The organism is Micromonospora sp. NPDC023644, from assembly GCF_040640115.1.
Classification (GTDB): domain Bacteria; phylum Actinomycetota; class Actinomycetes; order Mycobacteriales; family Micromonosporaceae; genus Micromonospora.
Genome location: NZ_JBFABA010000008.1, coordinates 141,310 through 163,718 on the forward strand (window position 1 = coordinate 141,310; position 22,409 = coordinate 163,718).

Genomic DNA, 22,409 nt, shown 5'->3' on the forward strand with positions numbered 1-22,409 from the left:
CTGATCCCTGCGGGTGAGGGGAGCGGTTACGGTCAGCGCGTCCGTTTCTGCGAGGAGGTTCCCGTGGCGTTCCCCGATGACGTGCTCACCGAGGACGAGCACGTCGTACTGCACCTGCACCCGCACTGGAAGGCGCTGATCCGGCCGGTCGCGGTGCTCGTGCTCGCCGTCGCGGCGGTGGTGGCCGGCATGGTCCTGCTGCCGTCCGGCGGGGGCGGCTCGATCGCGCTCGCCGTCATCGGCGGCCTGGCCCTGCTGGCGGTGCTGTGGCTGGCGCTCTGGCCGTTCCTGGTCTGGCGGAGCACCCACTACCTCTTCACCAACGAGCGGGTGCTGCTCCAGCAGGGGGTGCTCTCCCGCGACCGCCGGGACATCCCGCTGACCCGGATCAACGACCACGCGATGAACCAGCAGTTCGTGGAGCGCCTGCTCGGCTGCGGGACCCTGACCATCGAGTCCGCCGGTGAGCGCGGCCAGTCCGTCCTGCACGACGTGCCGAGGGTCGGCCAGGTCCAGACCAAGCTCTACGAGCTGGTGGAGGCCCACCACGACAAGCACTCCCTCGGCGACACCGAGATGCGCGACATCCTGGCGGACCTGCACGAGGGCAAGCCCCTGCGCGACCCGACCGCCTGAGACGCGGCAATCCGCTGCGCGACCCGACCTCCTGAGACGCCAGGGCCCCGGTCGGCCTGGCCCGGATCGGGCGGTCGGGCCGGTCGGGGCCGTGGTGGCGCGTGGGTCAGCGGCGTGGCGGGCGGCGGGTGCTGGCCTGCAGCTCGGCGGCCAGCTCCGCCTCCAGCTCCCGGTCGAGGGAGCCGCCGAGGCCGGCGTCGAGCGGGGCGGGGCGCCCCTGGACCGGGGCCCCCGGGCCCGCCGCCGGCGCGGGCTCGGCGCCGGGCGCGACGCGCGGGGCGGGCCGCGCGGAGCCCGGCGGTGGTTCGGACTCCTCCAGCTCGGAGATCGACTCGGCCAGCTCGGCCACCGGGTCCATCTCGGCCATCGTGTCCCACTCGTCGCGCGGGATGCTGTGCCACGTCTCGGCCGCGTGGGCCGGCGCCGGTTGGAAGACGAACGTCCGGTAGGACCAGAACCGGAACAGCGTCGCGAGCAGCACGCCACCGGTCTTGGCCACGTTGAGGGCCAGCAGGCTGGTCAGGCCCAAGCCGTACTTGGCGGCGGCCAGGACGCCCAGCTCGATGAGCAGGCCGGCGCCGTTGAAGAGGAAGAAGAGGGCGTACTCGCGCCGCATGGCTGATTTCGGCCGATCGCGGTACGTCCAGTGACGATTCATCAGATAAGACGTGATCGTCGCCACTACGGTCGCGATGACCGTCGCCTTCAGTTGACCATCGACGAAAACGGTCAGTGCGAGCGCATTGAACACGGCGTAATTGATTACGGTGTTGACGCCGCCGACGATTCCGAACTTGAGCGCCTCGTGGATGAACTTCTGCCAGCGCTCAGGCAGCAGACGGACAAGACGCATGCGGAACACCTTAGGGCAGTGGGCGGGGCCGGCAGGCTCCGGCCGGGACGGGGTGGGCGGTAGGTCACGCCCGGTGGTCTCGGTCGTGCTTCTCTTCCGGAACGGTCGGGGTTCCCGCTTCGACGAAGACGAACCGTCGGTAGGACCAGAACCGGAACAGCGTCCCGAGGCCGGTCCCGACGATGAAGCTGGCGATGTTGTCGGCCAGCGGGGTCTGGAACACCTCCGGCCAGATGCTGCCCAGGCCGTAGCGGCTGACCGCCAGGCAGGCCACGGCGATCCCCAGGCCGACGCCGTTGAAGAAGAAGAACAGCGCGTACTCGCGGGCCGGGTTGGAGCGCTTGCGGTGCCGCCACGTCCAGAACCGGTTGCCGACGAACGCGACGGACGCCGCGACCACCGTCGAGATGGTCTTCGCGGTGACCTGCTCGACGCCCCGCACGCTCGTCAGGTAGTTGAAGAGCGCGAAGTCGATCAGGAAGGCGATCCCGCCCACGGTGGCGAACTTGCTCAACTCGCGGACCAGGTGGCCGAAACGGTCCACCAGCGAGCGGACCAGACCCGGGCGGGTCTGCCGGGAGCCTGGCTCCCCGGTCATCGTCGCGGCCACGACGCGAGCCTACCGGCTCGGGACATCCCGCACGGGTAGCAACGGCGGACCGCCTGTGCGGGTGTGCGCCTGTGGACAGAGCGTAGCGGGACCGGGCGGCCCTCCGGGGCGGATCGCGGGTTCCGCCGACGGGACGCGGCCGACCCGGCCGGTGAGGTTTCCCCACAGGATTTGCGTGAAACTGCGCGTGAAAGCGGGTATTAGCTCGTGATGCCGCAGCGTGCCCGCACCTTGTGCAGTTCTTCACAACCAGTCCCACTGACTGGTGACCTCGCCCGGTTTACGCTGAGGCCAATCCCAGGTTTCCACGAAGGCGACGCATCGCGCCGTCAAGACTCGTGCATCCCATAGATCGGTCAGCGTCGACCACAAGGAGATGTGTCATGGTTGCTCCGGCTACCGTTCGGGGTATCGATCAGGCCCCGACGTCCCACCCCAAACTGCTCGCCTGGGTCCGTGAGGTCGCTGAACTGACCACCCCCGACCGCGTCGTCTGGGTGGACGGGTCCGACGAGGAGTGGCGCCGCCTCACCGACGAGCTGGTCGAGGCCGGCACCCTGATCCGGCTCAACCCCGAGAAGAAGCCCAACTCGTTCTACGCGCGCACCGACCCGACGGACGTCGCCCGGGTCGAGGAGCGCACCTTCATCTGCTCCGTCGACGAGGCGGACGCCGGCCCCACCAACAACTGGATGGCGCCGGCCGAGATGAAGCGGACGATGACGGAGCTGTACCGCGGTTGCATGCGCGGGCGCACCATGTACGTCATCCCGTTCTGCATGGGCCCGGTCGAGGCCGAGAGCCCCATGTTCGGCGTCGAGATCACCGACAGCCCGTACGTGGTCGCCTCCATGCGCATCATGACCCGGATGGGCGCCAAGGTCCTGGAGGCCATGGGCGACGACGCCGACTTCGTCCACGCGCTGCACTCCATCGGCGCCCCGCTCGCCCCCGGCCAGCAGGACGTGGCGTGGCCGTGCAACGAGACGAAGTACATCTCGCACTTCCCGGAGAGCCGGGAGATCTGGTCCTTCGGCTCCGGCTACGGCGGCAACTCGCTGCTCGGCAAGAAGTGCTACTCGCTGCGGATCGCCAGCGTGATGGGCCGCGACGAGGGCTGGCTCGCCGAGCACATGCTCATCCTCAAGATCACCTCGCCGGAGGGGAAGGTCTACCACGTCGCCGGGGCCTTCCCGTCGGCCTGCGGCAAGACCAACCTGGCCATGCTGGAGCCGACCGTCCCGGGCTGGAAGGTCGAGACCATCGGCGACGACATCGCCTGGATGCGCTTCGGCCCGGACGGCCGCCTCTACGCGGTCAACCCGGAGTACGGCCTCTTCGGCGTCGCGCCCGGCACCGACTGGAAGACCAACGCCAACGCGATGCGGACGCTGGACCGCGGCAACTCCATCTTCACCAACGTCGCCCTGACCGACGACGGGGACATCTGGTGGGAGGGCATGGGCGAGCCGCCGGCGCACCTGGTCGACTGGAAGGGCAACGACTGGACGCCGCAGAGCGACAGCCTCTCCTCGCACGCGAACAGCCGGTTCTGCACCCCGATCACCCAGTGCCCGATCCTCGCCGAGGACTACTACGACCCGAACGGCGTGCCGATCGACGCGATCCTCTTCGGCGGTCGCCGCCGGGACACCATCCCGCTGGTGACCGAGGCCCGCGACTGGGTGCACGGCGTCTACATGGGCGCGACGCTCTCCTCGGAGACCACCGCCGCCGCGTCCGGCGCGGTCGGCGTCGTCCGGCGCGACCCGATGGCGATGCTCCCGTTCATCGGTTACCACGCCGGCGACTACTTCCGGCACTGGATCGAGATGGGCAAGGGCACCGACGGCGACGAGTCGAAGCTGCCGAAGATCTACTACGTCAACTGGTTCCGCAAGGACCCGGAGGGCAACTTCCTCTGGCCGGGCTTCGGCGAGAACTCCCGGGTGCTCAAGTGGATCATCGAGCGGATCGAGGGGCGCGCCGAGGCGGTGGAGACCCCGATCGGCATGGTCCCGGCCCAGGACGCGCTCGACGTCGAGGGCCTGGACATGACCCCGGAGGACGTCCGGATCGCGCTGAAGGTCGACCCGGAGGAGTGGCGCGCGGAGCTCCCGATGGTCACCGAGTGGTTCGAGAAGTTCGGCGACAAGCTGCCAGGCGTGCTCTGGGCCGAGCTGGACGCGCTACGCGCCCGGCTCGACGCGGCGCCCCAGCGCTGAGCAGAGGTGTGACCGAGGCCCCGATCGGGCATCATCGGATCCCATGAGGACGGCCGCCGCGACCGAGGTCCGGCGGCCGTCCGCCGTCCGGGCCCTGACCACGCTGCTCGCACTGACCGCGGCGGCCACCGTCGTGGTCGAGCTGCTCAACTGGTGGTACGCCCCGGAGCAGGGCTTCGGGCTGGCGGTGCGGACGGGCTGGGCGATGCTCCGGTCGCTCGGCTTCCTGCTGCTGATCGGGCACGTCCGTCGGGGCCGGACGGTGGCCCGGCCGTTCGGACTGATCCTGGCGGTGACCACGGTCTTCGCGGTCGGCCGGCTGATCGTGCCCCGGCAGGGGGTGCCGCCGCTGCCGGGGCTGCTCGGGTTCGCCCTGCTCACCGTGCTCTGCGCCGCCGTGGTCTGGCTGCTCTACCGCTCACCCGCGGTGGCCGGGCACCTGGTCCGCCACCGGCCCCGGCTGGTCATCGACCGCGAGGGCATCTCCTGGCGGGAGACCCCGCCCCGCCGGCCGGAGGTCAGCGGTTGGCTGCTCACCAGCCGGGTCGCGGCGTTCACGTACAGCCCGCTCATGCTGGTGCCGGCGCTGGTCGCCGGCGGCGCGGTGCTGGACGACCGGCTGGCCGCCGTGCCCGCCGTGCTGGCCTGGTTCGTCGCCGGGATCGTGACCAGCTACGCGGTGCTCTTCTGCACCGCCTTCCTGATGCGCGGCAAGGGCTGGGCGCGCACGCTGCTGGTGGCCGTCACCGCGGTCGTGCTCGCCGTCGACCTGCCGCTGTGCTGGTGGCTGCTCGGCCCGGACGGACTGGTGCGCGACGGCGGCCCGCTGGTGGCTGCCGCCGGGCTGACGCTCTACGGCCTGTGGCGCGCCACCCGCGCCGAACGGCCCGCCCGGGCGGCATGAAGAGCCGGCACAGGGAGCCCGCACAGGGAGCCCGGAGAGGGACGTCGCGGGTCACCTCCGCACGCCGGGGGTATGACCCGCCGCGCAAAGGGAGAAGTGACCAGCCAGAGGCGGTGCCCGTGCGCGCTGTCGAGCTGCCCCGTCCATGGGACCGCCAGCGGCCACGGACCCGGGAACTCCCTGCCCCATCCGTGCGGGCAGCTCGACAGCGCCTGCACATCGGTGTTCGCGGGCCGCTCCGTCCGGGGTCGGCCCGTCGGCGAGGGCGGCGGAACCGGCGGCACTCCGGGAGCGATCGCCGGCTACGTGAACATCAGCGGGATCCTCATGGGCGCTGTCCGGAGCGGGATCCTCATGGGCGCTGTCCGGCGAGACCGAGCACTCGGCCCCCGCGACCGGGATCGGGACGACCGGTTCCTGCCCGGCGACCCGCGGTGACTTCCCACGGGGCCCGCGCGGCCGGTGCGGGTGCGGATCGGCGCTGGCAGCGCCGGCGGCACCGGGACGGCCCGGCCGACGTGCCGGGCGGGTTTCGGGGCGGCGCGCGTCTTCGGCGGCAGGATGGCCGGAGGAGCCGGACCGGCGGTGGGAGGCGACGCGGTGGACGACCAGTCCGTGGGCGACGAGTTCGACGTGGTGGTGGTGGGGGCCGGTCCGGCCGGGTCGGCCGCCGCGCTGGCGGCCCGGCGGGCGGGGGCGAGCGTGCTGCTGCTGGACCGGTCCGACTTTCCTCGGGACAAGGCGTGCGGGGACGGCATCGCCGCGCACGCGCTGGAGGTGCTGGACGAGCTGGGGGTGCCCGACGCGGTCGCCGGGCACGCGCCGCTGCCGGCGCTGCGGCTGGTCGGGCCGGGCGGCGGCACCGTGGCCCGGGCGCTGCCCCGGCCGGCGTACACCGTGCCCCGGATGGTCTTCGACGCCCGGCTGGTGGCGGCGGCGGTCGCGGCCGGCGCGCAGCTGCGCCGGCACGCGGTGCGGCGCGTCGAGGTCCGGGCGGACCGGGTGGTGCTCGACGGCGGGTTGGCGGCGCGGGCGGTGGTCGGCGCGGACGGCGCCGGATCCGTGGTCCGGCGGGCGCTCGGGCACCGGCCGAACCCCGACCGGCACCTGGCGCTCGCCATCCGGGGGTACGCCCCGGCGCTGCCCGGCCCGCCCGAGCAGCTCATCGTCACCTCGGCGCCGCGCTGGCCGGCGTACGCCTGGTCGTTCCCGATCGGGGACGGTCGGGCGAACGTCGGGTACGGGGAGGTGCTGCGGGGCGAGCCGCTGACCCGGGCGCACCTGGTCGACCGCCTGGGCGCGCTGCTGCCCGGCACGGACCCGGCCACGGTCACCGACCTGCGGGCGCACCACCTGCCGCTGTCGACGCACCGTCCCGCCCCCGGGCGCGGCCGGCTGGTGCTCGCCGGCGACGCGCTCTCCCTGATCAACCCGTTCACCGGCGAGGGCATCTTCTACGCGCTGCTCTCCGGCGCGCTCGCCGGCGCGGCGGCCGCCGGCTCGCCCGAGCAGGCCGCCCGGCGGTACGCGGCGACGCTGCGCCGCCGCCTCGGCACGCACCTGCGGCACAGCTCGCTCGCGGCGTGGTTGGCCCGACACCGGCAGGTGGTCGACGCGGCGGTCCGGGCGGCCCGCCGGGACGACCGGGTCTACCGGACGGTGGTCGAGCTGGGGCTGGGCGACGGGCGGCTCGACGCCCGCACGCTGGGCATGATCGGCGTCGGTCTGTCGGCGTGGGAGCGGACTCCGAGGCGGTGAACCGCCGCGAAGGTCGCTACGCTGCAAGGTGATGACTCTGCGGGACCTGATCTACTCGGTGTACGAGCGTCGCCTGACGGCGAAGCTCGCGGGCAAGCCGGTGCCCCGGCACGTCGGCGTGATGTGCGACGGCAACCGCAGGTGGGCCAGGGAGATGGGCTACGTCGACCCGAACGACGGCCATCGGATGGGCGCCGTCAAGATCAAGCACATGCTGGGCTGGTGCAACCAGGCCGGCATCGAGCATGTGACGCTCTACCTCCTGGCCACCGACAACCTGCGGCGCCCGGCCAAGGAACTCGACCCGCTGCTCCAGATCATCGAGGACCTGGTCGTCGAGCTGGCCGAGGAGGGCAATCCCTGGCGGCTGCGGATGGTCGGCGCGCTCGACCTGCTCCCGGCCTCGACCGCCGCCGCGCTGAAGGCCGCCGAGGAACGCACCCGGGACCGCAGCGGCGGGACCGAGGTCAACATCGCGGTCGGCTACGGCGGCCGGCGGGAGATCACCGACGCGGTGCGGTCGCTGCTGCTGGAGTACGCCGCCTCCGGCGGCACGCTGGAGGAGCTGGCCGAGGTGCTGGACGTCGAGCACATCGCCGAGCACCTCTACACCCGGGGCCAGCCCGATCCCGACCTGGTCATCCGGACCAGCGGCGAGCAGCGCCTCTCCGGCTTCATGCTGTGGCAGTCGGCGCACTCGGAGTTCTACTTCTGCGAGCTCAACTGGCCGGACTTCCGGCACATCGACTTCCTGCGTGCCCTGCGCTCCTACGCCAACCGCCAACGCCGCTACGGCGCCTGACCCCGGCCTCCGGGGCCTCACCCGGTCGGGTGGAACCGGCCCCGGTCGGGCGGGAGCGTCAGGTGAGGTGGCGGGTGGCGTCGGTGAGGAAGGCGCCGAGGGCGGCGGGGGAGTCCAGCGTCAGGTCGGCGGCCTCCGCGACCTCGTGGCCCGTCTCGGGGTTGGCGACGGCGACGCAGACGCCGAAGAAGTGCGGATCGGCGGCGGCCCGGGCCCGCAGCGCGGCGAACGCCTTGATGTCGGAGACGTCGTCGCCGAAGTACCAGGCGCCCTCGGCGTCCCGGACGATCTCGTCGATCACCATGCCCTTGTCGCGGTCGACCGGGGGCTTGAGCTCCAGCACCATCCGCCCGGCCTGGACCTTGAGCCCGAGCCGCTCGGCCTGGGCCCGGCCCCACCGCTCGACGGCCGCGCCGAGCTGCGGCGCGGTGCGCCAGTGCAGCGCCACGGAGAGCCGCTTGTACTCCACCAGCGTGCCCTCGGGCAGCTCGGCCCGGGCCAGGTCGGCCAGCTCGGCCATGGTCGGCACCCACGGCAGGGCCGCCGGCTCCGTCACGGTCTCGCCGCCGGAGTGGCTGTGCTCCAGCCCGTAGAGGCCGTACAGGTCGACGCCGGCGAGGCCGCCGAAATGGTCGCGGAGGAAGTCGACCGGGCGCGCGGAGACGATCGCGACCCGCCGGACTACCGGGGCCAGCGCCTCGATCGCGGCCAGCACCATCGGGGCGGGCCGGACGGCGGTGGGATCGTCGTCGACCGGCGCCAGGGTGCCGTCGAAGTCGAAGAAGAGGACGGTTCCGGCCGACCTCCCGGCGGTCGTCCGCCAGGCCTGGTCGGCGTCCAACGGGATCCTCGGCTGCTGGTTGCCCAGATTCAACGGCGGCACGCGCGTCAGCGTACCCCGGGCGGGGCGGCTCAATCCCCGGCCGAGAGGTGCCCCCGGCCGGCACCGGGGGCGCGCGGTCGGTGTGCGACAGGCCGACGGTCAGCGTTCGGCGGCTCCCCGTCCCCGCCGGCCGAACGGCACGACGGCGGCCTCCTGGCCGTGGTTGAGCAGGTAACCCTCGACGAATCCGCTGTTGCGGTCGCCGGTGCGTTCCTCGATCTCCGCCAGCCGGCCGACCAGGAAGTCGGTCAGGGCGCTGACCCGGTTGTCGAGCCGGTCGTGCAGCTCGGCGACCACGGCCAGGACCACCGCGGTGCCGGCGGAGGTGAGCGCGAGGAGGTTGACGAGCAGGGGAAGCTGCCCGCCGTTGACCGCCAGGGTCACCACGTTTCCGGTCACGCCCAGTGTCAGCGACACGGTGGCGATCACGACTGCCATCCACTTCAGGGTCATGGACAGACCCCTCCTTCTGTCCCGCAGGGCTGGGTTCGGCCTTGTCCCGTCCCCCCGCCGACGACGAGCCCAAGCAGTACGAGTACGGACGCTAGCGCGCCCGTTCCGGCCCCGGAGCGAAACGAATGAGTCTGACCTGCCGTTCTTTCGCCATCTGAGGAACTAGCCGGCCTGTTTCCCTCGTTTTCGGACGTCGACCGGAAGGGTGGGGCGGTACGCGAGATATCTGATGGTTTCCCGGATGTGGAACTTCTCCGCGTCGGAGACGTCGGGGTCCACGAGCCGACGCAGCAGCGCCTCCACGTCCGGGTCCATCGGCGGCGGGGTCGGGGCGCTGCGGGGGGTGGCCGCCCGTTCCCAGCCGAGCGCGGCGAAGGCGGTCGCGGGGCTGAGGCCGAGGCCCTCGCAGAACGCGACCACGCGCTCGGCCTCGGGGTCGCTCGCCCAGTCGCCCCGGACCCAGCGGTTGATGGTCTGCCGGGAGACGCCGGTGCGACGGGACACCTCGGTGCCGCTCCACGCCCGGGTGGCCCGGGCCTCGTCGAGCGCCCGCCGGACGAAGGTGGCGAAGGCGATCTTCCGTGCGTTGGCCGTCTCGGTCACCTGGTGACGGTACGACCATCCGGCCACCGGTGCGTGTCCTGGCACGCTGCTGTCACGCGGACGTGACGCGTTCGTCGAAGTGCCGGTAAACGATCCGGCACCGCTCTTGAGGGGTGTCACCTGGGCAGAATAGATGCCCGTAGAGGTCGCGGTAAACAGACGAAAAGCTGATACTGTCACGTCCATGGGACATTCTACGGTGTGTCACGTGCATGAGACGATCAGTGCTCACATGCGTCACGCCCCCGGCGCGAGGGGGGTGTGGTGACCGAGCTAGCCACCCGTGCCCAGGCCTTCGGCCTGATCGCGGAGGGGGTGGCCACGGGCCTGAGCGCGCCATGGCGGCTCTACCTCGCCCGGGGCTGCCGTTACCTGTCACTCAGCGTCGGCGACCGCACCGAGTGGGACGCCTGGCGTACCCACCTCGGCTGCCCCGAGGTCAGCGTCCGGGTGTACGACGCCGGCGGGGAGATCCGCCGCTCCTCGGTGGCCGAGGTCGTCCTCGACGGCTGCCGGATCAGCGTGGAGCTGGTCGAGGAGGTCAGCACCGACGACCTGGACCGGCTCCTGGTGGCCGAGCCCGCCCCGACCGAGCCGGAGGAGCGATGACCCGGGACCCGCGGCGCACCGGAGCCGCCGGATGAGCCCCTTCCTCGCCGTCTTCCTCGTGCTCGTCCTCGGCGCCACGAGCTACGCGGCCGGGCGGCTGCACGGTCAGCTCAGTTACCGGATCGGCTACCGGTTCGGCTACCGCCAGGGTTACTTCGACGGCGACCGGGGGGCCTGGAACCGGCGTCGCCGCGACGCCCAGGCCGCCATCGCGTCCGCCCTGGCCGGCCCGGCGCCCGCCACCACCACCCGGGTCACCGGCACGGTGGTCCGGCCCGGCACCACGTACACCGGCTCGTCGTTCTCGGCGCCGGTCGCCCCGGTCACCGGGCGGCAGCCGACCGGCACGCTGGTCCGGCGGACCGGTTGAGCCCCGGTCGACGGGGAGCCCGAGGCCCCGTCGACCGGAACCAGGCGCGGTGCGTCGTCCGCGGCGGACACGCACCGTCGGGACCACGTCAGACCGGTGACGGTGGTCCCGCCGGCCGGGGTGCGCGCAGGGGGCATGCATCCCGGCCGGTTCCGCCGCCGGCCGAGTTCACCCGCCGGTCCCCGGAGATCCACGTCCGCCCTCTAGCCCACGGGGGCCGACGCGGCTAGCGTCTAGGCATGGCACGGGGTTCTCCCGGGCCAGCCGGTCCGCCCGGATCTGCGACCTCGCACACGGGGTTCCGCATCCGACCCCGTGTCCCCGGGCACCGGAGGAGGCGGAACACGGGTGGCGGGTGCCCATCCGTCGGAGCAGGCCTGTGACGACTCGCCGTACGCCCGCCGGGACCGACCAGACCCCGGCCGCGACTGCCACGACCCGCCGCGCCACCCGGAGCCGCCGCAGCGCGTCCGCCGCTCCGGTCGGCAGCGAGGAGCCCCGACAAGCAGGCCAGGCGTTCGTCCTGGACACCTCGGTGCTCCTGTCCGACCCGGCGGCCTTCCACCGCTTCGCCGAGCACGAGGTGGTCCTGCCCCTCGTAGTCATCTCCGAACTGGAGGGCAAGCGACACCACCCGGAGCTGGGCTGGTTCGCCCGGCAGTCCCTGCGCATGCTGGACGAGCTGCGGGTCCGGCACGGGCGGCTGGACATCCCGGTGCCCGCCAACGACTCCGGCGGCACGCTGCGGGTGGAGCTCAACCACTCCGACGGCGGCGTGCTGCCGCCCGGGTTCCGCACCGACTCCAACGACGCCCGGATCCTCTCCGTCGCGTTGAACCTCGCCGCCGAGGGGCGGGAGGTGACCCTGGTCAGCAAGGACATGCCGCTGCGGGTCAAGGCCGCCTCGGTGGGCCTGCGGGCCGACGAGTACCGGCACGGCCAGGCCAGCGACCCCACCTGGACCGGGATGGCCGAGCTGGAACTCGCCGAGGAGCAGATCGGCCGGCTCTACGCCGGCGACGCGCTCGACCTGGACGCCGCCGCCGGGCTGCCCTGCCACACCGGCCTGGTGCTGCACTCGGGCCGGGGCTCGGCGCTCGGCCGGGTGCTGCCCGACAAGACCGTACGGCTGGTGCGCGGCGACCGGGAGGCGTTCGGGCTGCACGGCCGCTCGGCGGAGCAGCGGATCGCGCTCGACCTGCTGCTGGACGAGTCGGTCGGCATCGTCTCGCTGGGCGGGCGGGCCGGCACGGGCAAGTCGGCGCTGGCCCTCTGCGCCGGGCTGGAGGCGGTGATGGAGCGCCGCCGGCACAAGAAGGTCGTCGTCTTCCGCCCGCTCTACGCCGTCGGCGGCCAGGAGCTGGGCTATCTCCCCGGCTCGGAGTCGGAGAAGATGTCGCCCTGGGCGCAGGCCGTCTTCGACACCCTCGGCGCGGTGGTGCACGAGAACGTGCTGGACGAGGTCACCTCGCGGGGGCTGCTGGAGGTGCTGCCGCTGACGCACATCCGGGGCCGCAGCCTGCACGACGCCTTCGTGATCGTGGACGAGGCGCAGTCGCTGGAGCGTGGCGTGCTGCTGACGGTGCTCTCGCGGATCGGCCAGGGCTCCCGGGTGGTGCTCACCCACGACGTCGCCCAGCGGGACAATCTCCGCGTCGGGCGGCACGACGGGGTGACCGCGGTGATCGAGGCGCTGAAGGGCCATCCGCTCTTCGCCCACGTCACCCTCAGCCGTTCGGAGCGCTCGCCGATCGCCGCGATGGTGACCGATCTGCTGGAGGACATCCCGCGATGACGGCCGTTCTGTAGGGTTTTGTCCGCATTCTCTTTGTGGCGCAAGTCACAATCGAGGCTCTTGGTTTCCCATGAGTCCCACCGTGCGCGATGGTGTCCCACGAGCGCCCACGTACCGAGAAGATCGTTGGTGATCGTTCGTCACAGGACACGCCAGCCTCCACCGGGGTACGTCGGCTGCGACCGGCACCGGGTCGGGGCGCTCGCGACGCGAGACGCATCCCACCCGGGGTGCCACCCGCGCCGTGTCCTTGCACCCGACGAAGGGACCACTTCGTGAGTCGGCTGTGGAGCCGGTTCGGCGCCCGTACGGCCGCTGTCGCGCTGCTCTCCGTGGGCGTCGCTGGCGGTGTCTACCTGGGTGAAGACCGACAGACCCAGCAGCAGGGCCTGACCGCACAGGTCGGTGCCGCTGTCGAGCAGGCCGAGACCGAGTACCAGCAGGAGCGGCAGGCCGCCCAGCAGGTGCAGTCCGCGAAGCAGCGAGCCGCCGAGTACCAGGCGAAGCTGCGCGCCGCCGCGGCGGCCAAGGAGGCCGCCAAGCGGGCCCGCGAGGCCGAGGCCGCCGCCGCGTCGCGGAAGAAGGCCCGCGAGGCCGCCGCCAAGGCCGCGGCCGAGAAGGCCGCCGAGAGCAAGCCGTACGAGGGGCCGATCCCGGCGTCCTGTGCCGAGTTCAGCGGCAACCGCGAGGTCGGCTGCGCGCTCATGGTGAAGGCGGGCTTCGGGATGGACCAGTTCCCCTGCCTGAACAAGCTCTGGGACAAGGAGAGCGGCTGGAACCACAAGGCCCGCAACCCCTCGTCCGGGGCGTACGGCATCCCGCAGGCGCTGCCGGGCAGCAAGATGGGCTCCGTCGCCGACGACTGGCAGACCAACCCGGCGACCCAGATCAAGTGGGGCCTCGGCTACATCGAGGGCCGCTACGGTTCGCCCTGCAAGGCCTGGGCGCACTCCCAGGACGTGGGCTGGTACTGACCGACCCTTCGAGGGCGGGGTGTGTGGGCGTCCACACACCCCGCCCTCGTCGTTCCGGGTACGGATCGCCGCAGAAGTGGCGGCTTCGCCCGTCACCTGATAGCTCTTGACGGGTGACCCTGCACCCGGGAAGCGGCGACCCGCACCGGTTCGGCACCGAGGCGTTCTACGCCGCGCTCGGCCGGGCCTTCGTCGCCATGTGCGCGGTGGTGCCGTTCCTCTTCCTCATCGAGGCCCTCGACCAGGGGCTCGCGTTCGGCCTCGACGCCACGGCCGGGATCATCCCGAAGCGCATCGACGGGCTCGACGGGGTCTTCTTCTCGCCGTTCCTGCACCACGGCTTCGACCACCTCTACAGCAACAGCATCCCGCTGATCCTGCTCGGCACCTTCGTGCTCGCCGCCGGCGCCCGCCGCTTCCTCTGGTCGACGCTCGTCATCATCCTGGTCAGCGGGCTGGGGGTGTGGTTCACCGGCTCGTCGACCTCCGTGGTGGTGGGCGCGAGCGGGGTCATCTTCGGCTACCTGGGCATCCTGCTGACCCGGGGCATCGTCGAACGGAGCTGGTGGAACTTCGCGGTCTTCCTGCTCGTCGGCCTGCTCTACGGCTGGCAGCTGGTCGGCATCCTCCCCACCGACGAGCGGATCTCCTGGCAGGGCCACCTGTTCGGGCTGCTCGGCGGGGTGGTCGCCGCGATCATCTTCCGGCGTCGCCGGGGCGACCTGGGCGGCCCCCACCGCTCGGAGTCCACGCTCACCATGCCCTGAGCGCCGACGCGCCGCCACCAGCTGAGCACGGGACGTCCTTGCCCGGGCGTAGCGCCGGCCCTACCGTCGGTGTCAGCACGCGTTGATCCGTGAGCGGAAAGCGACGGTACGCCCATGCGCGAGGTCGATGTCGCGGTGATCGGGGCCGGCCCGGCCGGACTGTTCGCGGCGTACTACGCCGGATTCCGCGGGCTCTCCGTCGCGGTCGTCGACGCGCTGCCCGAGCCCGGCGGCCAGATCACCGCCTTGTACCCGGAGAAGCTGATCCACGACGTGGCCGGCTTCCCGGCGGTCAAGGGGCGGGACCTGGTGGCCAGCCTCGTCGCCCAGGCGGCTCCCTTCGACCCGTGCTACCTGCTCGGCACCCGCGCCGAGAAGCTCTCGTACGCCGACGAGCGCCCGGTGCTCGGTCTCGCCGGGGGCCAGCAGCTGCGGTGCGGGGCGGTGGTCGTCACCGGTGGGCTGGGCAGCTTCACGCCCCGCCCGCTGCCGGTGGCGGAGCACTTCGCCGGCGCCGGAATCGTCTACTTCGTACCGCAGCCGACCGAGCTGGCCGACCGGGACGTGCTGATCGTCGGCGGCGGCGACTCCGCCTTCGACTGGGCGTCGACGCTCCAGCCGCTGGCCCGCTCGGTGACGGTGGTGCACCGGCGGGAGAAGTTCCGGGCGCACGCGGCCACCGTCGCCCGGGTGCTCGGGCTGCCGGTGCGCGTGATCGTCAACGCCGAGGTGACCCGGCTGCACGGCGACGGCGCGGTGACCGGCGCCGAGATCACCGTACGCGGTGGCGCGGCGGAACTGCTGCCGGTGGACACGGTGGTGGCCGCCCTCGGCTTCACCGCCGACCTCGGCCCGCTGGCCGAGTGGGGGCTGCGGCTGGACCGCCGGCACATCGTGGTCGACAGCGCGATGGCGACGAACCTGCCCCGGGTCTTCGCGGCGGGCGACATCACCGAATATCCGGGCAAGGTGCGGCTGATCGCGACCGGCTTCGGCGAGGCCGCCACGGCGGTCAACAACGCGGCGGTGGCCATCGACCCGAGCGCGCACCTGTTCCCCGGGCACTCGTCCGACGGCACCTGACGTACCGTCACCGGATACTGCCCCGCCCGTGGCCGGATCGAGATCGGTGGCTGCGACCGTGGGCCGATGAGCGCTCCGCCCCCGCACCGCGACGGCGCGCCGGCCGCCCTGGCCTGGCTGGGCCACCCCGCGACGGTCGCGGCCCTCGTCCTCCTCGTGGCCAACGACCACCTGCTCAAGGCGGCCTTCCCCGGTCTCGTGACCGGGAAGCTCAGCGACGTCGCCGGGTTGCTCCTCGCGCCGCCGCTGGTCGCGGTGCTGCTCACCCTGGTGGCCTCCCGGCTGCCGGCCCGCGTCGCCGTCGCGCTCGGCCTCGGGCTCGTCGCGGCCGGATTCACCGCGGTCAAGTCCATCGGGTACGCCGCCGCCGGCGCCTCGGCGCTCTGGAGCGCCGTCAGCGGGCCGTCGCTGGTCCGGGCGGACCGCACCGACCTGCTCGCCCTGCCGGCGCTGGCCCTCGCCTGGTGGGTCTGGTCCCGGGCGCGGCGGGAGCCGGTACGACGGCGCTCCGCCCGGCTGGTCCGGCTGCTGGTGCTGCTGCCGGCGGCGACGCTGGCGGTGGCAGCCACCAGCCCCGTCCACCACCCCGACGCCGTCCGGGCGGCGGTCCTCGACGAACGGTTGGCGGCCGGTGTCGGCCACGGCTACGCCGACAAGGTGTTCGACAGCGTGCCCACGTGGCGGGTGAGCGACGACGCGGGGGCGACGTGGCGCGACCCGACGCGGGGCGAGGCCGAGGCGTTGACCGGTGCGAAGGGGCCGGTCGCCGGTGCCGTCAGCCGGGGCTGCTCGACCGCCACGCCGACGCGCTGCTACCGCCCGGTGCCCGGCCGGCTCGCCGTGGAGCAGAGCGACGACGCGGGTCGCAGCTGGCGTCCGGCCTGGGGCGCGACCGAGGCGCAGCGCGCCGTCCTGCGCCGGCAGTACCCGGACCCGGGGCCGCGCGGGGAGCGGATCGCGACGCAGGAGCTGACCGTGCGGGACACCGGCGACGGCCGGCACGTCGTGTTGGTGGCCAACGGCCGGGACGGTTTCGCCGTGCGTCGGCCCGACGGGAGCTGGGAGCGGCTCGGCTTCGTCGGCACGGAGGCGGCTGGCGGATACCCGTTCGCCGGGCGGCCACCGGCGTTCGGCCGGAGCACCCCGGCGGACCGGGGCGACGATCCGCTCCTGTCCCTGCTCCTGGGGCTCACGCTGGCCGGGTCGGTGCTCGCCGTGTCCGGTGTGCGGGCGGGTCTGCGGGCCGGCACCAGCCGCTTGCGGCCGACCTGCCTGGCCGCGCTCGGTGTCACCGCCTGGGCGCTGCTGGCCGTGGTCTGGTCGGGTGCGCTGCTCTTCGCGGAGGCGGGTGTCGTCGCCCTGCTCGCGGTCCTGCTCGGTGTGCTGCTGCTCTCCGTCCGTGCGCCGGCCGAGCCGTCGGGGCGGTGGACGCTGGAGGTGCTGCTGGCCGCCGCGCTGGCCCTGGCGCTGGCCGCGCTGCCGCTGGTCGGCTGGCTCTACGGACGGCCCGCGCACACCGGCACGGCGCTGCTGATCGCCGTGGCGGCCACCGTGCCGGGGCTGCTGCTGGGCTGGCGGGCGGCCCGGCTGGTCACCGCGCCCGCCCACCCGGTCGACCCGCCCTGGCCGGCCGCCCCCGCCGGGCCGCCCCGCTGATCCGTGCCGATTGCGCGGCGGGCCGGCCGGCACGGTGTCCGTGCCGGCCACGGTCGAACACGCGGGGCGTCCGCGCCGGCCACGGTCGGGCCCACAGGGCGTCCGCGCCGGGCACGGTCGGGCCCGCAGGGCGTCTGCGTCGGCCACGGTCGGGCGGGCGGCGGAAGGTCAGCGGGGCGGACGGGGCGCGGTCGGCGCGAGGGCGGCGACGCCGACGGCGACCATGGTCAGCGCCGCGCCGAGCAGGGTGACGAGGCCCGGGCGGGAGGCGGCCGTGGGCAGCAGCAGGTCCAGCAGCACCGCGCCGACGATCTGCCCGGCGATGGTGGCCAGGCCGAGCAGCAGCACGCCGGTGAACCGGACGATCGCCGCGGCGATCGCGATGAACACGATCCCGATCGGCCCGCCCAGGTAGAGCCACGGCTCCGCCGGCGCGCCGCCCGCCGGCCAGCCCCGGATCGCGACGTCGACGGCGAAGGTGACCAGCAGGGCCACCGTACCGACGCTGAAGTTGACCAGCGTGGCGGTCAGCGCGCTGCCGGCGGCCGTGCGCACCCGGCCGTTGACCGCCTGCTGCCAGGCGATGCCCACCCCGGCGATCAGCGGCAGCAGGGCCAGCCCGAGGGTGCCCGGGTCGCCGAGCCGCTCGCCGACGGCCAGCAGGACCGCGACCACGGTCAGCGCCGCCCCGGCCAGCCGTCGGCCGGTGACCGGCTGGGGGCCGCTCGGGCCGACCCCCGCCCGGTCGACGGCCAGGCTGCTGCCGGACTGGCCGGCCACCACCGCGACCGTGAAGACGGCCACGCCGAGGGTGCCGATGGTCAGCCCCTGGGCGGCGACCAGGAGCGCGCCGCACGCCCCGCCGAGGCACTGCCACGGCCGCAACGTGCCGTCGGTGAGCGCGCCGCGCAGGGCGACCAGGCCCCGCCGCCCACCCGGGGTGGCGGGGACCAGCACCAGCAGCACCACCAGGCCCAGCCCGAACGAGACCACCGCGGCGGCGATCCCGTCGGCCAGGCGTACGCCCAACTCGCCGTTGATCCGGGACTGCACGGCCACGGCCAGCCCGGAGGCGGTCGCGAGGCCCACGCCGGTGATCCGGCGGGCCGCCGACGGGGTCGGCGGGGCCAGCGTCCCGGCGACGCTCACTCCTGCTCGGCCAGCGGGCGGCCGTCGAAGTCGACCGCCGAGTAGAGGGCGAGCTTCTCCAGCCGGTGGTACGAGTCGATCACCCGGATCGTGCCGCTCTTCGAACGCATGACGATCGACTGCGTGTACGCGCCGCCGGCCCGGTAGCGGACGCCACGCAGCAGGTCGCCGGAGGTGACGCCGGTGGCCACGAAGAAGCAGTTGTCCCCGGTGACGAGGTCGTCGGTGCTCAGCACCCGGTCCAGGTCGTGCCCGGCGGCGAGCGCCTTCTCCCGCTCCTCGGCGTCGCGCGGCCAGAGCTTGGCCTGCATCGCCCCGCCCATGCACTTCAGCGCGCAGGCGGAGATGATGCCCTCGGGGGTGCCGCCGATGCCCATCAGCACGTCGACGTCCGACTCGCCCCGGGCCGCCGCGATGGAACCGGCGATGTCCCCGTCCGAGATGAAGCGGATGCCCGCCCCGGCCCGGCGGATCTGCGTGACCAGGTCGTCGTGCCGGCTCCGGTCCAGCACGCAGACCGTGACCTCGGAGACGTCGGTGCCCTTGACCTTGGCGATCCGGCGCAGGTTCTCGGCCACCCCGGCGTTGATGTCCACCACGTCGGCGTACGCCGGTCCGACGGCGAGCTTCTCCATGTAGAAGACCGCGCTCGGGTCGAACATCGCACCCCGCTCGGACACGGCGAGCACCGCCAGCGCGTTCGGCATGCCCTTGCTCATCAGCGTGGTGCCGTCGACCGGGTCGACCGCGACGTCCACCTCCGGGCCGGTGCCGTCGCCGACCTGCTCGCCGTTGAAGAGCATCGGGGCGTTGTCCTTCTCGCCCTCGCCGATCACCACGACGCCCCGCATGGGGATCGAGTTGATCAGCTTGCGCATCGCGTCGACGGCGGCTCCGTCGCCGCCCTCCTTGTCGCCCCGACCGACCCAGCGACCGGCGGCCATCGCCGCGGCCTCGGTGACCCGGACCAGGTCGAGGGCGAGGTTACGGTCGAGATCCTGTGGGATCCGCGTCCTGGTGTTCGTCATGACGGCTCCTCCTCGCGACGTTGCGGGGCGGCAGGGTGCGGCGTCGCCGCTGCCGGCTTTGTCGCTGATCCTCACACGATGGCTCACCCCGCGCGGGATCGGGGCGGTGATGGCCCGGATACGGCCGGTCGGGCAACTGCGAAGATGGCGGGGTGGAAGCCGCACAGCCTGCCGATCGCGTACCCGCCGACTCGACGCCGCCGGACGGCCAGCCGCCCGTCGCTCCGGCCGGGGCCACCGCCGTACCCGAGGGGGAGCCGGCGCTGGTCGAACCCGCCGGCGCGCCCGGGGCGACGCCGCCCGGCGGCGTGGCGGAGACGGGCGAGCACCCCGCGCCGCCGCCCGCGGTCGACACCCGCAAGTCGGAACGCTCGCCCAAGGACATGGCGATCTCGCTGCTCGTGCTGCTGATCCCGATCGCCCTGCTGCTCGCCTTCTACCGGGGGTTCCTCGGCGGCGACCAGCCGACGACCGTCGACCCGGCGCCCGCCCTCGAGTCGGCGCGGGCCGCCAACGCCTTCCCCGTGAGCGAGCCGGTGGAGCTGGGCGACGGGTGGCGCCCGGTCAGCGCGAACTTCCAGACCGTCGAGGGCGGGGCCAGCCTGCGTCTCGGTTATCTGACCCCCGAGGGGCGGGGCGCCCAGCTGGTGCAGAGCAGCGTGCCGCCGGAGCGGCTGCTGCCGACGGAGCTGACCGCCGAGGGGCAACCGCAGGGCCAGACGGAGCTGGGCGGGCGCACCTGGCAGCGGTACACCGCCCGCGGCAACGAGCAGGCGCTGGTCCTGCTCGAACCGAACCGGACCGTGATCGTGGCCGGCGACGCCCGGGACAACGAGCTGCGACACCTGGCCGGGGCGATCCGGTAGCCGCCTGCACGGCTGCCCCCCGGGTGTCGGTCGCATCGGCTACGCTGCCCCGGCTCACTGCCCGGCGGCCCACGGCCGCCGGGTGCTTACCGTTTCGCGAAGAGAGACAACTGTGAACATTCGACGGTGGAGCGTCGGCGTGCTCGCCGCCACCCTTCTGGTTTCCGGCCTGACGGCCTGCAAGTCGGACACTTCGGAGTCCGCCGCCGGCGGCTCGTCCGCGTCGTCCGCGCCGGCCGTGCCCGCCGACCCGAAGGAGGCGCTGCTCGCCTCCACCAAGGAGATCGAGAAGGGTAACTTCACCTTCACGCTCGCCGGCGCCGGGCTGAGCGGCAAGGGCCTGGTGCACAAGCCCAGCAACAGCGCGCAGTTCAGCATGAAGTTCGACGACGGCTCCGGCGCGTCGATGGGCATGGAGCTGATCTTCATCCAGCCCGAGAGCTGGGTGATGATCGACCTCGGCGAGCTGGGCAACATGATCCCGGGTGCGGAGAAGATGAAGGGCAAGTACCAGCACCTCGACCAGTCCAAGGTCAAGGGCGCCGGCGAGCTCAGCCGCTACATGGAGGAGGTCGACCCGGCCGGCAGCGCGGTCCTGACCAAGGGCATCACCGAGGTGCAGAAGACCGCCGAGGGCAGCTACACCGGCAAGCTCGACGCGTCGGCCGCGACCGAGTCGTCCGCCGTGGACGCCGACATGGTCAAGGCCCTCGGCGCGCAGGCCAAGTCGCTGCCCTTCACCGCCAAGCTGGACGCGGAGGGCCGGCTCACCGAGCTGGTCATCTCGGTGCCGGCCGCCGGTGAGACCAAGGCGCACGACATCAAGGTCACGTACGCGGACTACGGCAACGCCACCGCCGCGCAGAAGCCGGCGGCCGACAAGGTGGTCGAGGCCTCCCCGGAGACCTACGAGATGTTCAAGAAGTAGCACCGGCACACGGAACGGGGCGGCCTCGGCCGCCCCGTTTCCGCGTTCCGGGTCACCCGAGCGGGGCAACCGGACATCCCGGTGATTGTGCGACGCGGCGACAGGGAACAGGAGTGGAGCGAACCCCGGTCGGTCGCCGCGGCGACCGGCCCCAGGGGCTCGCGCGGCGCAGCCGACGTGGTGCGTCGCCCGGTTTCCGGCCGCCGCCAGGTGCGTCGGGTGACCCTCGTGGGAGACACGTATGACTGTTCGACGCCTGAGCGCCGGCCTGATGGCCGCCGCCCTGTTCACTCCCGGCCTGGCTGCCTGCAACGCTTCCGGGACCCCGACGGCGGGCTCGTCCGCCTCCCCGGCCGTCTCGGCCTCCGGCACGCCCGCGGCCTCGGGTACGCCCGCGGCCTCCGGCAGCGCGGCCCCGGTGCCCGGCGACGCCAAGCAGGCACTGCTGGCCTCGACCCGCGAGATCAGCAACGGCAACTTCCGGTTCACCATGTCCGGTGTCGGCTCGACGGCCGAGGGTCGGGTGCACGAGCCCACCCAGAGCGCCGAGATGCGGGTGACGATCGGCAAGCCGACCGACGACCTGTTCATGAAGCTCGACCTCGTCCACTACAAGCCGGACAGCTGGGTGAAGGTCGAGCTCGGCGGCACGACCGCCAAGAGCGTGCCGGGCGTGCAGAAGCTGAACCTCGGCAAGTACCAGCACCTAGACCAGACCCGGATCAAGGGCAACCGCAACCTCGGCTTCGACTTCGACAAGGTCGACCCCGCCGGCAGCGAGGTGCTGACGCAGGGCATCACGGAGGTGCGTCAGACGGGCGAGGGCGAGTACGCCGGCACCATCGACGTGTCGAAGGCGGCCGAGGCGGGTTCGGTGGACCCGACCGTGATCACGGCCCTCGGGGCGCAGGCGAAGTCGGTGCCGTTCACCGCGAAGCTCGACCCGCAGGGCCGGCTCAGCGAGATGGTCATCCAGATCCCGGCCGCCGGCCAGACGAAGGCGCAGGACATCCGGATCACGTACTCGGACTACGGCAGCGCCACCGCCGCGCAGAAGCCGCCGGCGGACCAGGTGGTCGAGGCGCCGGCCGAGTTCTACAACCTGTTCAACTGACCCCGACCCCAGCCCCGTCGATCATGCGGTTGTGGTGGGTGACAGAGGGCGCGAAACGCCCTCTACCGCCCACCACAACTCCATGATCGACGCGCGGTTGGGGCGGGGTGGGTCAGGAGGCCGGGTCCTGGCGGGCGGCGTCGATGCGGGCGCGGGCGCCGTCGAGCCAGCGCTGGCAGGTCTCGGCGAGCTTCTCGCCGCGCTCCCAGAGCGCCAGCGACTCCTCCAGCGTGGTGCCGCCGGTCTCCAGCCGCTCGACCACCGACGCCAGCTCGGCGCGGGCCTGCTCGTAGCTGAGCCGTTCGTCCTTCTTCTCGTCAGTCATCGCTGCCATCCCACCACA

At 73.1% G+C, this 22,409-nt stretch carries 23 protein-coding genes; 15 read left to right on the top strand and 8 right to left on the bottom strand.

Annotated features, from left to right (window positions below):
- The first annotated feature begins 63 nt into the window (after window positions 1-63).
- Complete coding sequence (locus AB0G08_RS09435) at window positions 64-636, top strand: PH domain-containing protein (protein ID WP_358085472.1); 573 nt, start codon at window positions 64-66, stop codon at window positions 634-636.
- Between the two features lie 106 nt (window positions 637-742).
- On the opposite strand, the gene AB0G08_RS09440 is transcribed toward AB0G08_RS09435, so the two are convergent.
- Both AB0G08_RS09440 and AB0G08_RS09445 read right to left on the bottom strand, forming a co-directional pair.
- Complete coding sequence (locus tag AB0G08_RS09440) at window positions 743-1,489, bottom strand: GtrA family protein (protein WP_358085598.1); 747 nt, start codon at window positions 1,487-1,489, stop codon at window positions 743-745.
- A gap of 64 nt (window positions 1,490-1,553) precedes the next feature.
- Window positions 1,554-2,087 carry a GtrA family protein gene (locus AB0G08_RS09445; protein ID WP_358085601.1) on the bottom strand — a complete coding sequence of 178 codons (534 nt, stop codon included), beginning with the start codon at window positions 2,085-2,087 and terminating at the stop codon, window positions 1,554-1,556.
- A gap of 395 nt (window positions 2,088-2,482) precedes the next feature.
- Here AB0G08_RS09445 and AB0G08_RS09450 point away from each other — a divergent pair, with 395 nt between their 5' ends.
- From AB0G08_RS09450 to AB0G08_RS09465, 4 genes are all read left to right on the top strand, one after another.
- Window positions 2,483-4,324, top strand: a complete 1,842-nt coding sequence (locus AB0G08_RS09450) for a phosphoenolpyruvate carboxykinase (GTP) (protein ID WP_358085474.1) — start codon at window positions 2,483-2,485, stop codon at window positions 4,322-4,324.
- A gap of 43 nt (window positions 4,325-4,367) precedes the next feature.
- The gene (locus AB0G08_RS09455) at window positions 4,368-5,228 is read left to right on the top strand and encodes a hypothetical protein (RefSeq protein WP_358085477.1); all 861 of its coding nucleotides are present in this window, start codon (window positions 4,368-4,370) and stop codon (window positions 5,226-5,228) included.
- A gap of 585 nt (window positions 5,229-5,813) precedes the next feature.
- A complete protein-coding gene (locus AB0G08_RS09460; protein WP_358085480.1) occupies window positions 5,814-6,986 on the top strand; it encodes a geranylgeranyl reductase family protein in 1,173 nt (390 codons plus the stop codon).
- 31 nt (window positions 6,987-7,017) lie between these two features.
- A complete protein-coding gene (locus tag AB0G08_RS09465; RefSeq protein ID WP_358085483.1) occupies window positions 7,018-7,788 on the top strand; it encodes an isoprenyl transferase in 771 nt (256 codons plus the stop codon).
- Window positions 7,789-7,846: 58 nt separating this feature from the next.
- Here AB0G08_RS09465 and otsB read toward each other — a convergent pair whose 3' ends face one another.
- The 3 genes from otsB to AB0G08_RS09480 form a co-directional block, all read right to left on the bottom strand.
- On the bottom strand, window positions 7,847-8,671 hold the full coding sequence (gene otsB / locus AB0G08_RS09470; protein ID WP_358085485.1) for a trehalose-phosphatase: 825 nt from the start codon (window positions 8,669-8,671) through the stop codon (window positions 7,847-7,849).
- Window positions 8,672-8,770: 99 nt separating this feature from the next.
- Window positions 8,771-9,124, bottom strand: coding sequence for a hypothetical protein (locus tag AB0G08_RS09475; RefSeq protein ID WP_358085487.1), 354 nt, complete (start codon window positions 9,122-9,124; stop codon window positions 8,771-8,773).
- A 162-nt stretch (window positions 9,125-9,286) separates the two neighbouring features.
- Window positions 9,287-9,727 carry an XRE family transcriptional regulator gene (locus AB0G08_RS09480; RefSeq protein WP_358085490.1) on the bottom strand — a complete coding sequence of 147 codons (441 nt, stop codon included), beginning with the start codon at window positions 9,725-9,727 and terminating at the stop codon, window positions 9,287-9,289.
- A 264-nt stretch (window positions 9,728-9,991) separates the two neighbouring features.
- Between AB0G08_RS09480 and AB0G08_RS09485 the strand changes: the two genes are divergently transcribed.
- The 7 genes from AB0G08_RS09485 to AB0G08_RS09515 all read left to right on the top strand — a co-directional run bounded on the left by AB0G08_RS09485 (window position 9,992) and on the right by AB0G08_RS09515 (window position 16,981).
- Window positions 9,992-10,336, top strand: a complete 345-nt coding sequence (locus AB0G08_RS09485) for a hypothetical protein (RefSeq protein ID WP_358085493.1) — start codon at window positions 9,992-9,994, stop codon at window positions 10,334-10,336.
- A gap of 31 nt (window positions 10,337-10,367) precedes the next feature.
- Window positions 10,368-10,706: a hypothetical protein gene (locus AB0G08_RS09490; protein WP_358085496.1), complete on the top strand. Its 339-nt coding sequence runs from the start codon at window positions 10,368-10,370 to the stop codon at window positions 10,704-10,706.
- Window positions 10,707-11,085: 379 nt separating this feature from the next.
- A complete protein-coding gene (locus AB0G08_RS09495; protein WP_358085498.1) occupies window positions 11,086-12,501 on the top strand; it encodes a PhoH family protein in 1,416 nt (471 codons plus the stop codon).
- Window positions 12,502-12,776: 275 nt separating this feature from the next.
- Window positions 12,777-13,475, top strand: coding sequence for a lytic transglycosylase domain-containing protein (locus AB0G08_RS09500; RefSeq protein WP_358085501.1), 699 nt, complete (start codon window positions 12,777-12,779; stop codon window positions 13,473-13,475).
- 113 nt (window positions 13,476-13,588) lie between these two features.
- Window positions 13,589-14,242, top strand: coding sequence for a rhomboid family intramembrane serine protease (locus AB0G08_RS09505; protein WP_121396582.1), 654 nt, complete (start codon window positions 13,589-13,591; stop codon window positions 14,240-14,242).
- A gap of 114 nt (window positions 14,243-14,356) precedes the next feature.
- The gene (locus tag AB0G08_RS09510) at window positions 14,357-15,325 is read left to right on the top strand and encodes an NAD(P)/FAD-dependent oxidoreductase (RefSeq protein WP_358085506.1); all 969 of its coding nucleotides are present in this window, start codon (window positions 14,357-14,359) and stop codon (window positions 15,323-15,325) included.
- A 66-nt stretch (window positions 15,326-15,391) separates the two neighbouring features.
- Complete coding sequence (locus tag AB0G08_RS09515; RefSeq protein WP_358085509.1) at window positions 15,392-16,981, top strand: hypothetical protein; 1,590 nt, start codon at window positions 15,392-15,394, stop codon at window positions 16,979-16,981.
- Between the two features lie 168 nt (window positions 16,982-17,149).
- Here the strand turns inward: AB0G08_RS09515 and AB0G08_RS09520 are convergent, their stop codons facing one another.
- Both AB0G08_RS09520 and glpX read right to left on the bottom strand, forming a co-directional pair.
- Window positions 17,150-18,130, bottom strand: a complete 981-nt coding sequence (locus AB0G08_RS09520) for a DMT family transporter (protein ID WP_358085512.1) — start codon at window positions 18,128-18,130, stop codon at window positions 17,150-17,152.
- Window positions 18,127-19,158 (bottom strand): class II fructose-bisphosphatase, encoded by a 1,032-nt coding sequence (glpX, locus tag AB0G08_RS09525; RefSeq protein WP_357873245.1) that lies wholly within the window; start codon window positions 19,156-19,158, stop codon window positions 18,127-18,129. Before glpX ends, AB0G08_RS09520 begins: the two co-directional genes overlap by 4 nt.
- A gap of 152 nt (window positions 19,159-19,310) precedes the next feature.
- Between glpX and AB0G08_RS09530 the strand changes: the two genes are divergently transcribed.
- The 3 genes from AB0G08_RS09530 to AB0G08_RS09540 all read left to right on the top strand — a co-directional run bounded on the left by AB0G08_RS09530 (window position 19,311) and on the right by AB0G08_RS09540 (window position 22,066).
- Entirely contained in the window at window positions 19,311-20,024 is a 714-nt protein-coding gene (locus AB0G08_RS09530) for a DUF4245 family protein (RefSeq protein WP_358085515.1), read from the top strand.
- Between the two features lie 112 nt (window positions 20,025-20,136).
- Window positions 20,137-20,952 carry a hypothetical protein gene (locus AB0G08_RS09535; protein ID WP_358085517.1) on the top strand — a complete coding sequence of 272 codons (816 nt, stop codon included), beginning with the start codon at window positions 20,137-20,139 and terminating at the stop codon, window positions 20,950-20,952.
- Window positions 20,953-21,193: 241 nt separating this feature from the next.
- Window positions 21,194-22,066 carry a hypothetical protein gene (locus AB0G08_RS09540; RefSeq protein ID WP_358085520.1) on the top strand — a complete coding sequence of 291 codons (873 nt, stop codon included), beginning with the start codon at window positions 21,194-21,196 and terminating at the stop codon, window positions 22,064-22,066.
- A gap of 112 nt (window positions 22,067-22,178) precedes the next feature.
- On the opposite strand, the gene AB0G08_RS09545 is transcribed toward AB0G08_RS09540, so the two are convergent.
- The gene (locus AB0G08_RS09545) at window positions 22,179-22,391 is read right to left on the bottom strand and encodes an exodeoxyribonuclease VII small subunit (RefSeq protein ID WP_358085605.1); all 213 of its coding nucleotides are present in this window, start codon (window positions 22,389-22,391) and stop codon (window positions 22,179-22,181) included.
- Between the last annotated feature and the right edge of the window lie 18 nt (window positions 22,392-22,409).

Bases quoted from the DNA above. Each gene is read 5' to 3' on its own strand.
- AB0G08_RS09440 (WP_358085598.1), bottom strand. From the start codon at position 1,489: ATGCGTCTTGTCCGTCTGCTGCCTGAGCGCTGGCAGAAGTTCATCCAC.
- AB0G08_RS09445 (WP_358085601.1), bottom strand. From the start codon at position 2,087: ATGACCGGGGAGCCAGGCTCCCGGCAGACCCGCCCGGGTCTGGTCCGC.
- AB0G08_RS09450 (WP_358085474.1), top strand. From the start codon at position 2,483: ATGGTTGCTCCGGCTACCGTTCGGGGTATCGATCAGGCCCCGACGTCC.
- AB0G08_RS09455 (WP_358085477.1), top strand. From the start codon at position 4,368: ATGAGGACGGCCGCCGCGACCGAGGTCCGGCGGCCGTCCGCCGTCCGG.
- AB0G08_RS09465 (WP_358085483.1), top strand. From the start codon at position 7,018: ATGACTCTGCGGGACCTGATCTACTCGGTGTACGAGCGTCGCCTGACG.
- AB0G08_RS09475 (WP_358085487.1), bottom strand. From the start codon at position 9,124: ATGACCCTGAAGTGGATGGCAGTCGTGATCGCCACCGTGTCGCTGACA.
- AB0G08_RS09490 (WP_358085496.1), top strand. From the start codon at position 10,368: ATGAGCCCCTTCCTCGCCGTCTTCCTCGTGCTCGTCCTCGGCGCCACG.
- AB0G08_RS09510 (WP_358085506.1), top strand. From the start codon at position 14,357: ATGCGCGAGGTCGATGTCGCGGTGATCGGGGCCGGCCCGGCCGGACTG.
- AB0G08_RS09515 (WP_358085509.1), top strand. From the start codon at position 15,392: ATGAGCGCTCCGCCCCCGCACCGCGACGGCGCGCCGGCCGCCCTGGCC.
- glpX (WP_357873245.1), bottom strand. From the start codon at position 19,158: ATGACGAACACCAGGACGCGGATCCCACAGGATCTCGACCGTAACCTC.
- AB0G08_RS09540 (WP_358085520.1), top strand. From the start codon at position 21,194: ATGACTGTTCGACGCCTGAGCGCCGGCCTGATGGCCGCCGCCCTGTTC.
- AB0G08_RS09545 (WP_358085605.1), bottom strand. From the start codon at position 22,391: ATGACTGACGAGAAGAAGGACGAACGGCTCAGCTACGAGCAGGCCCGC.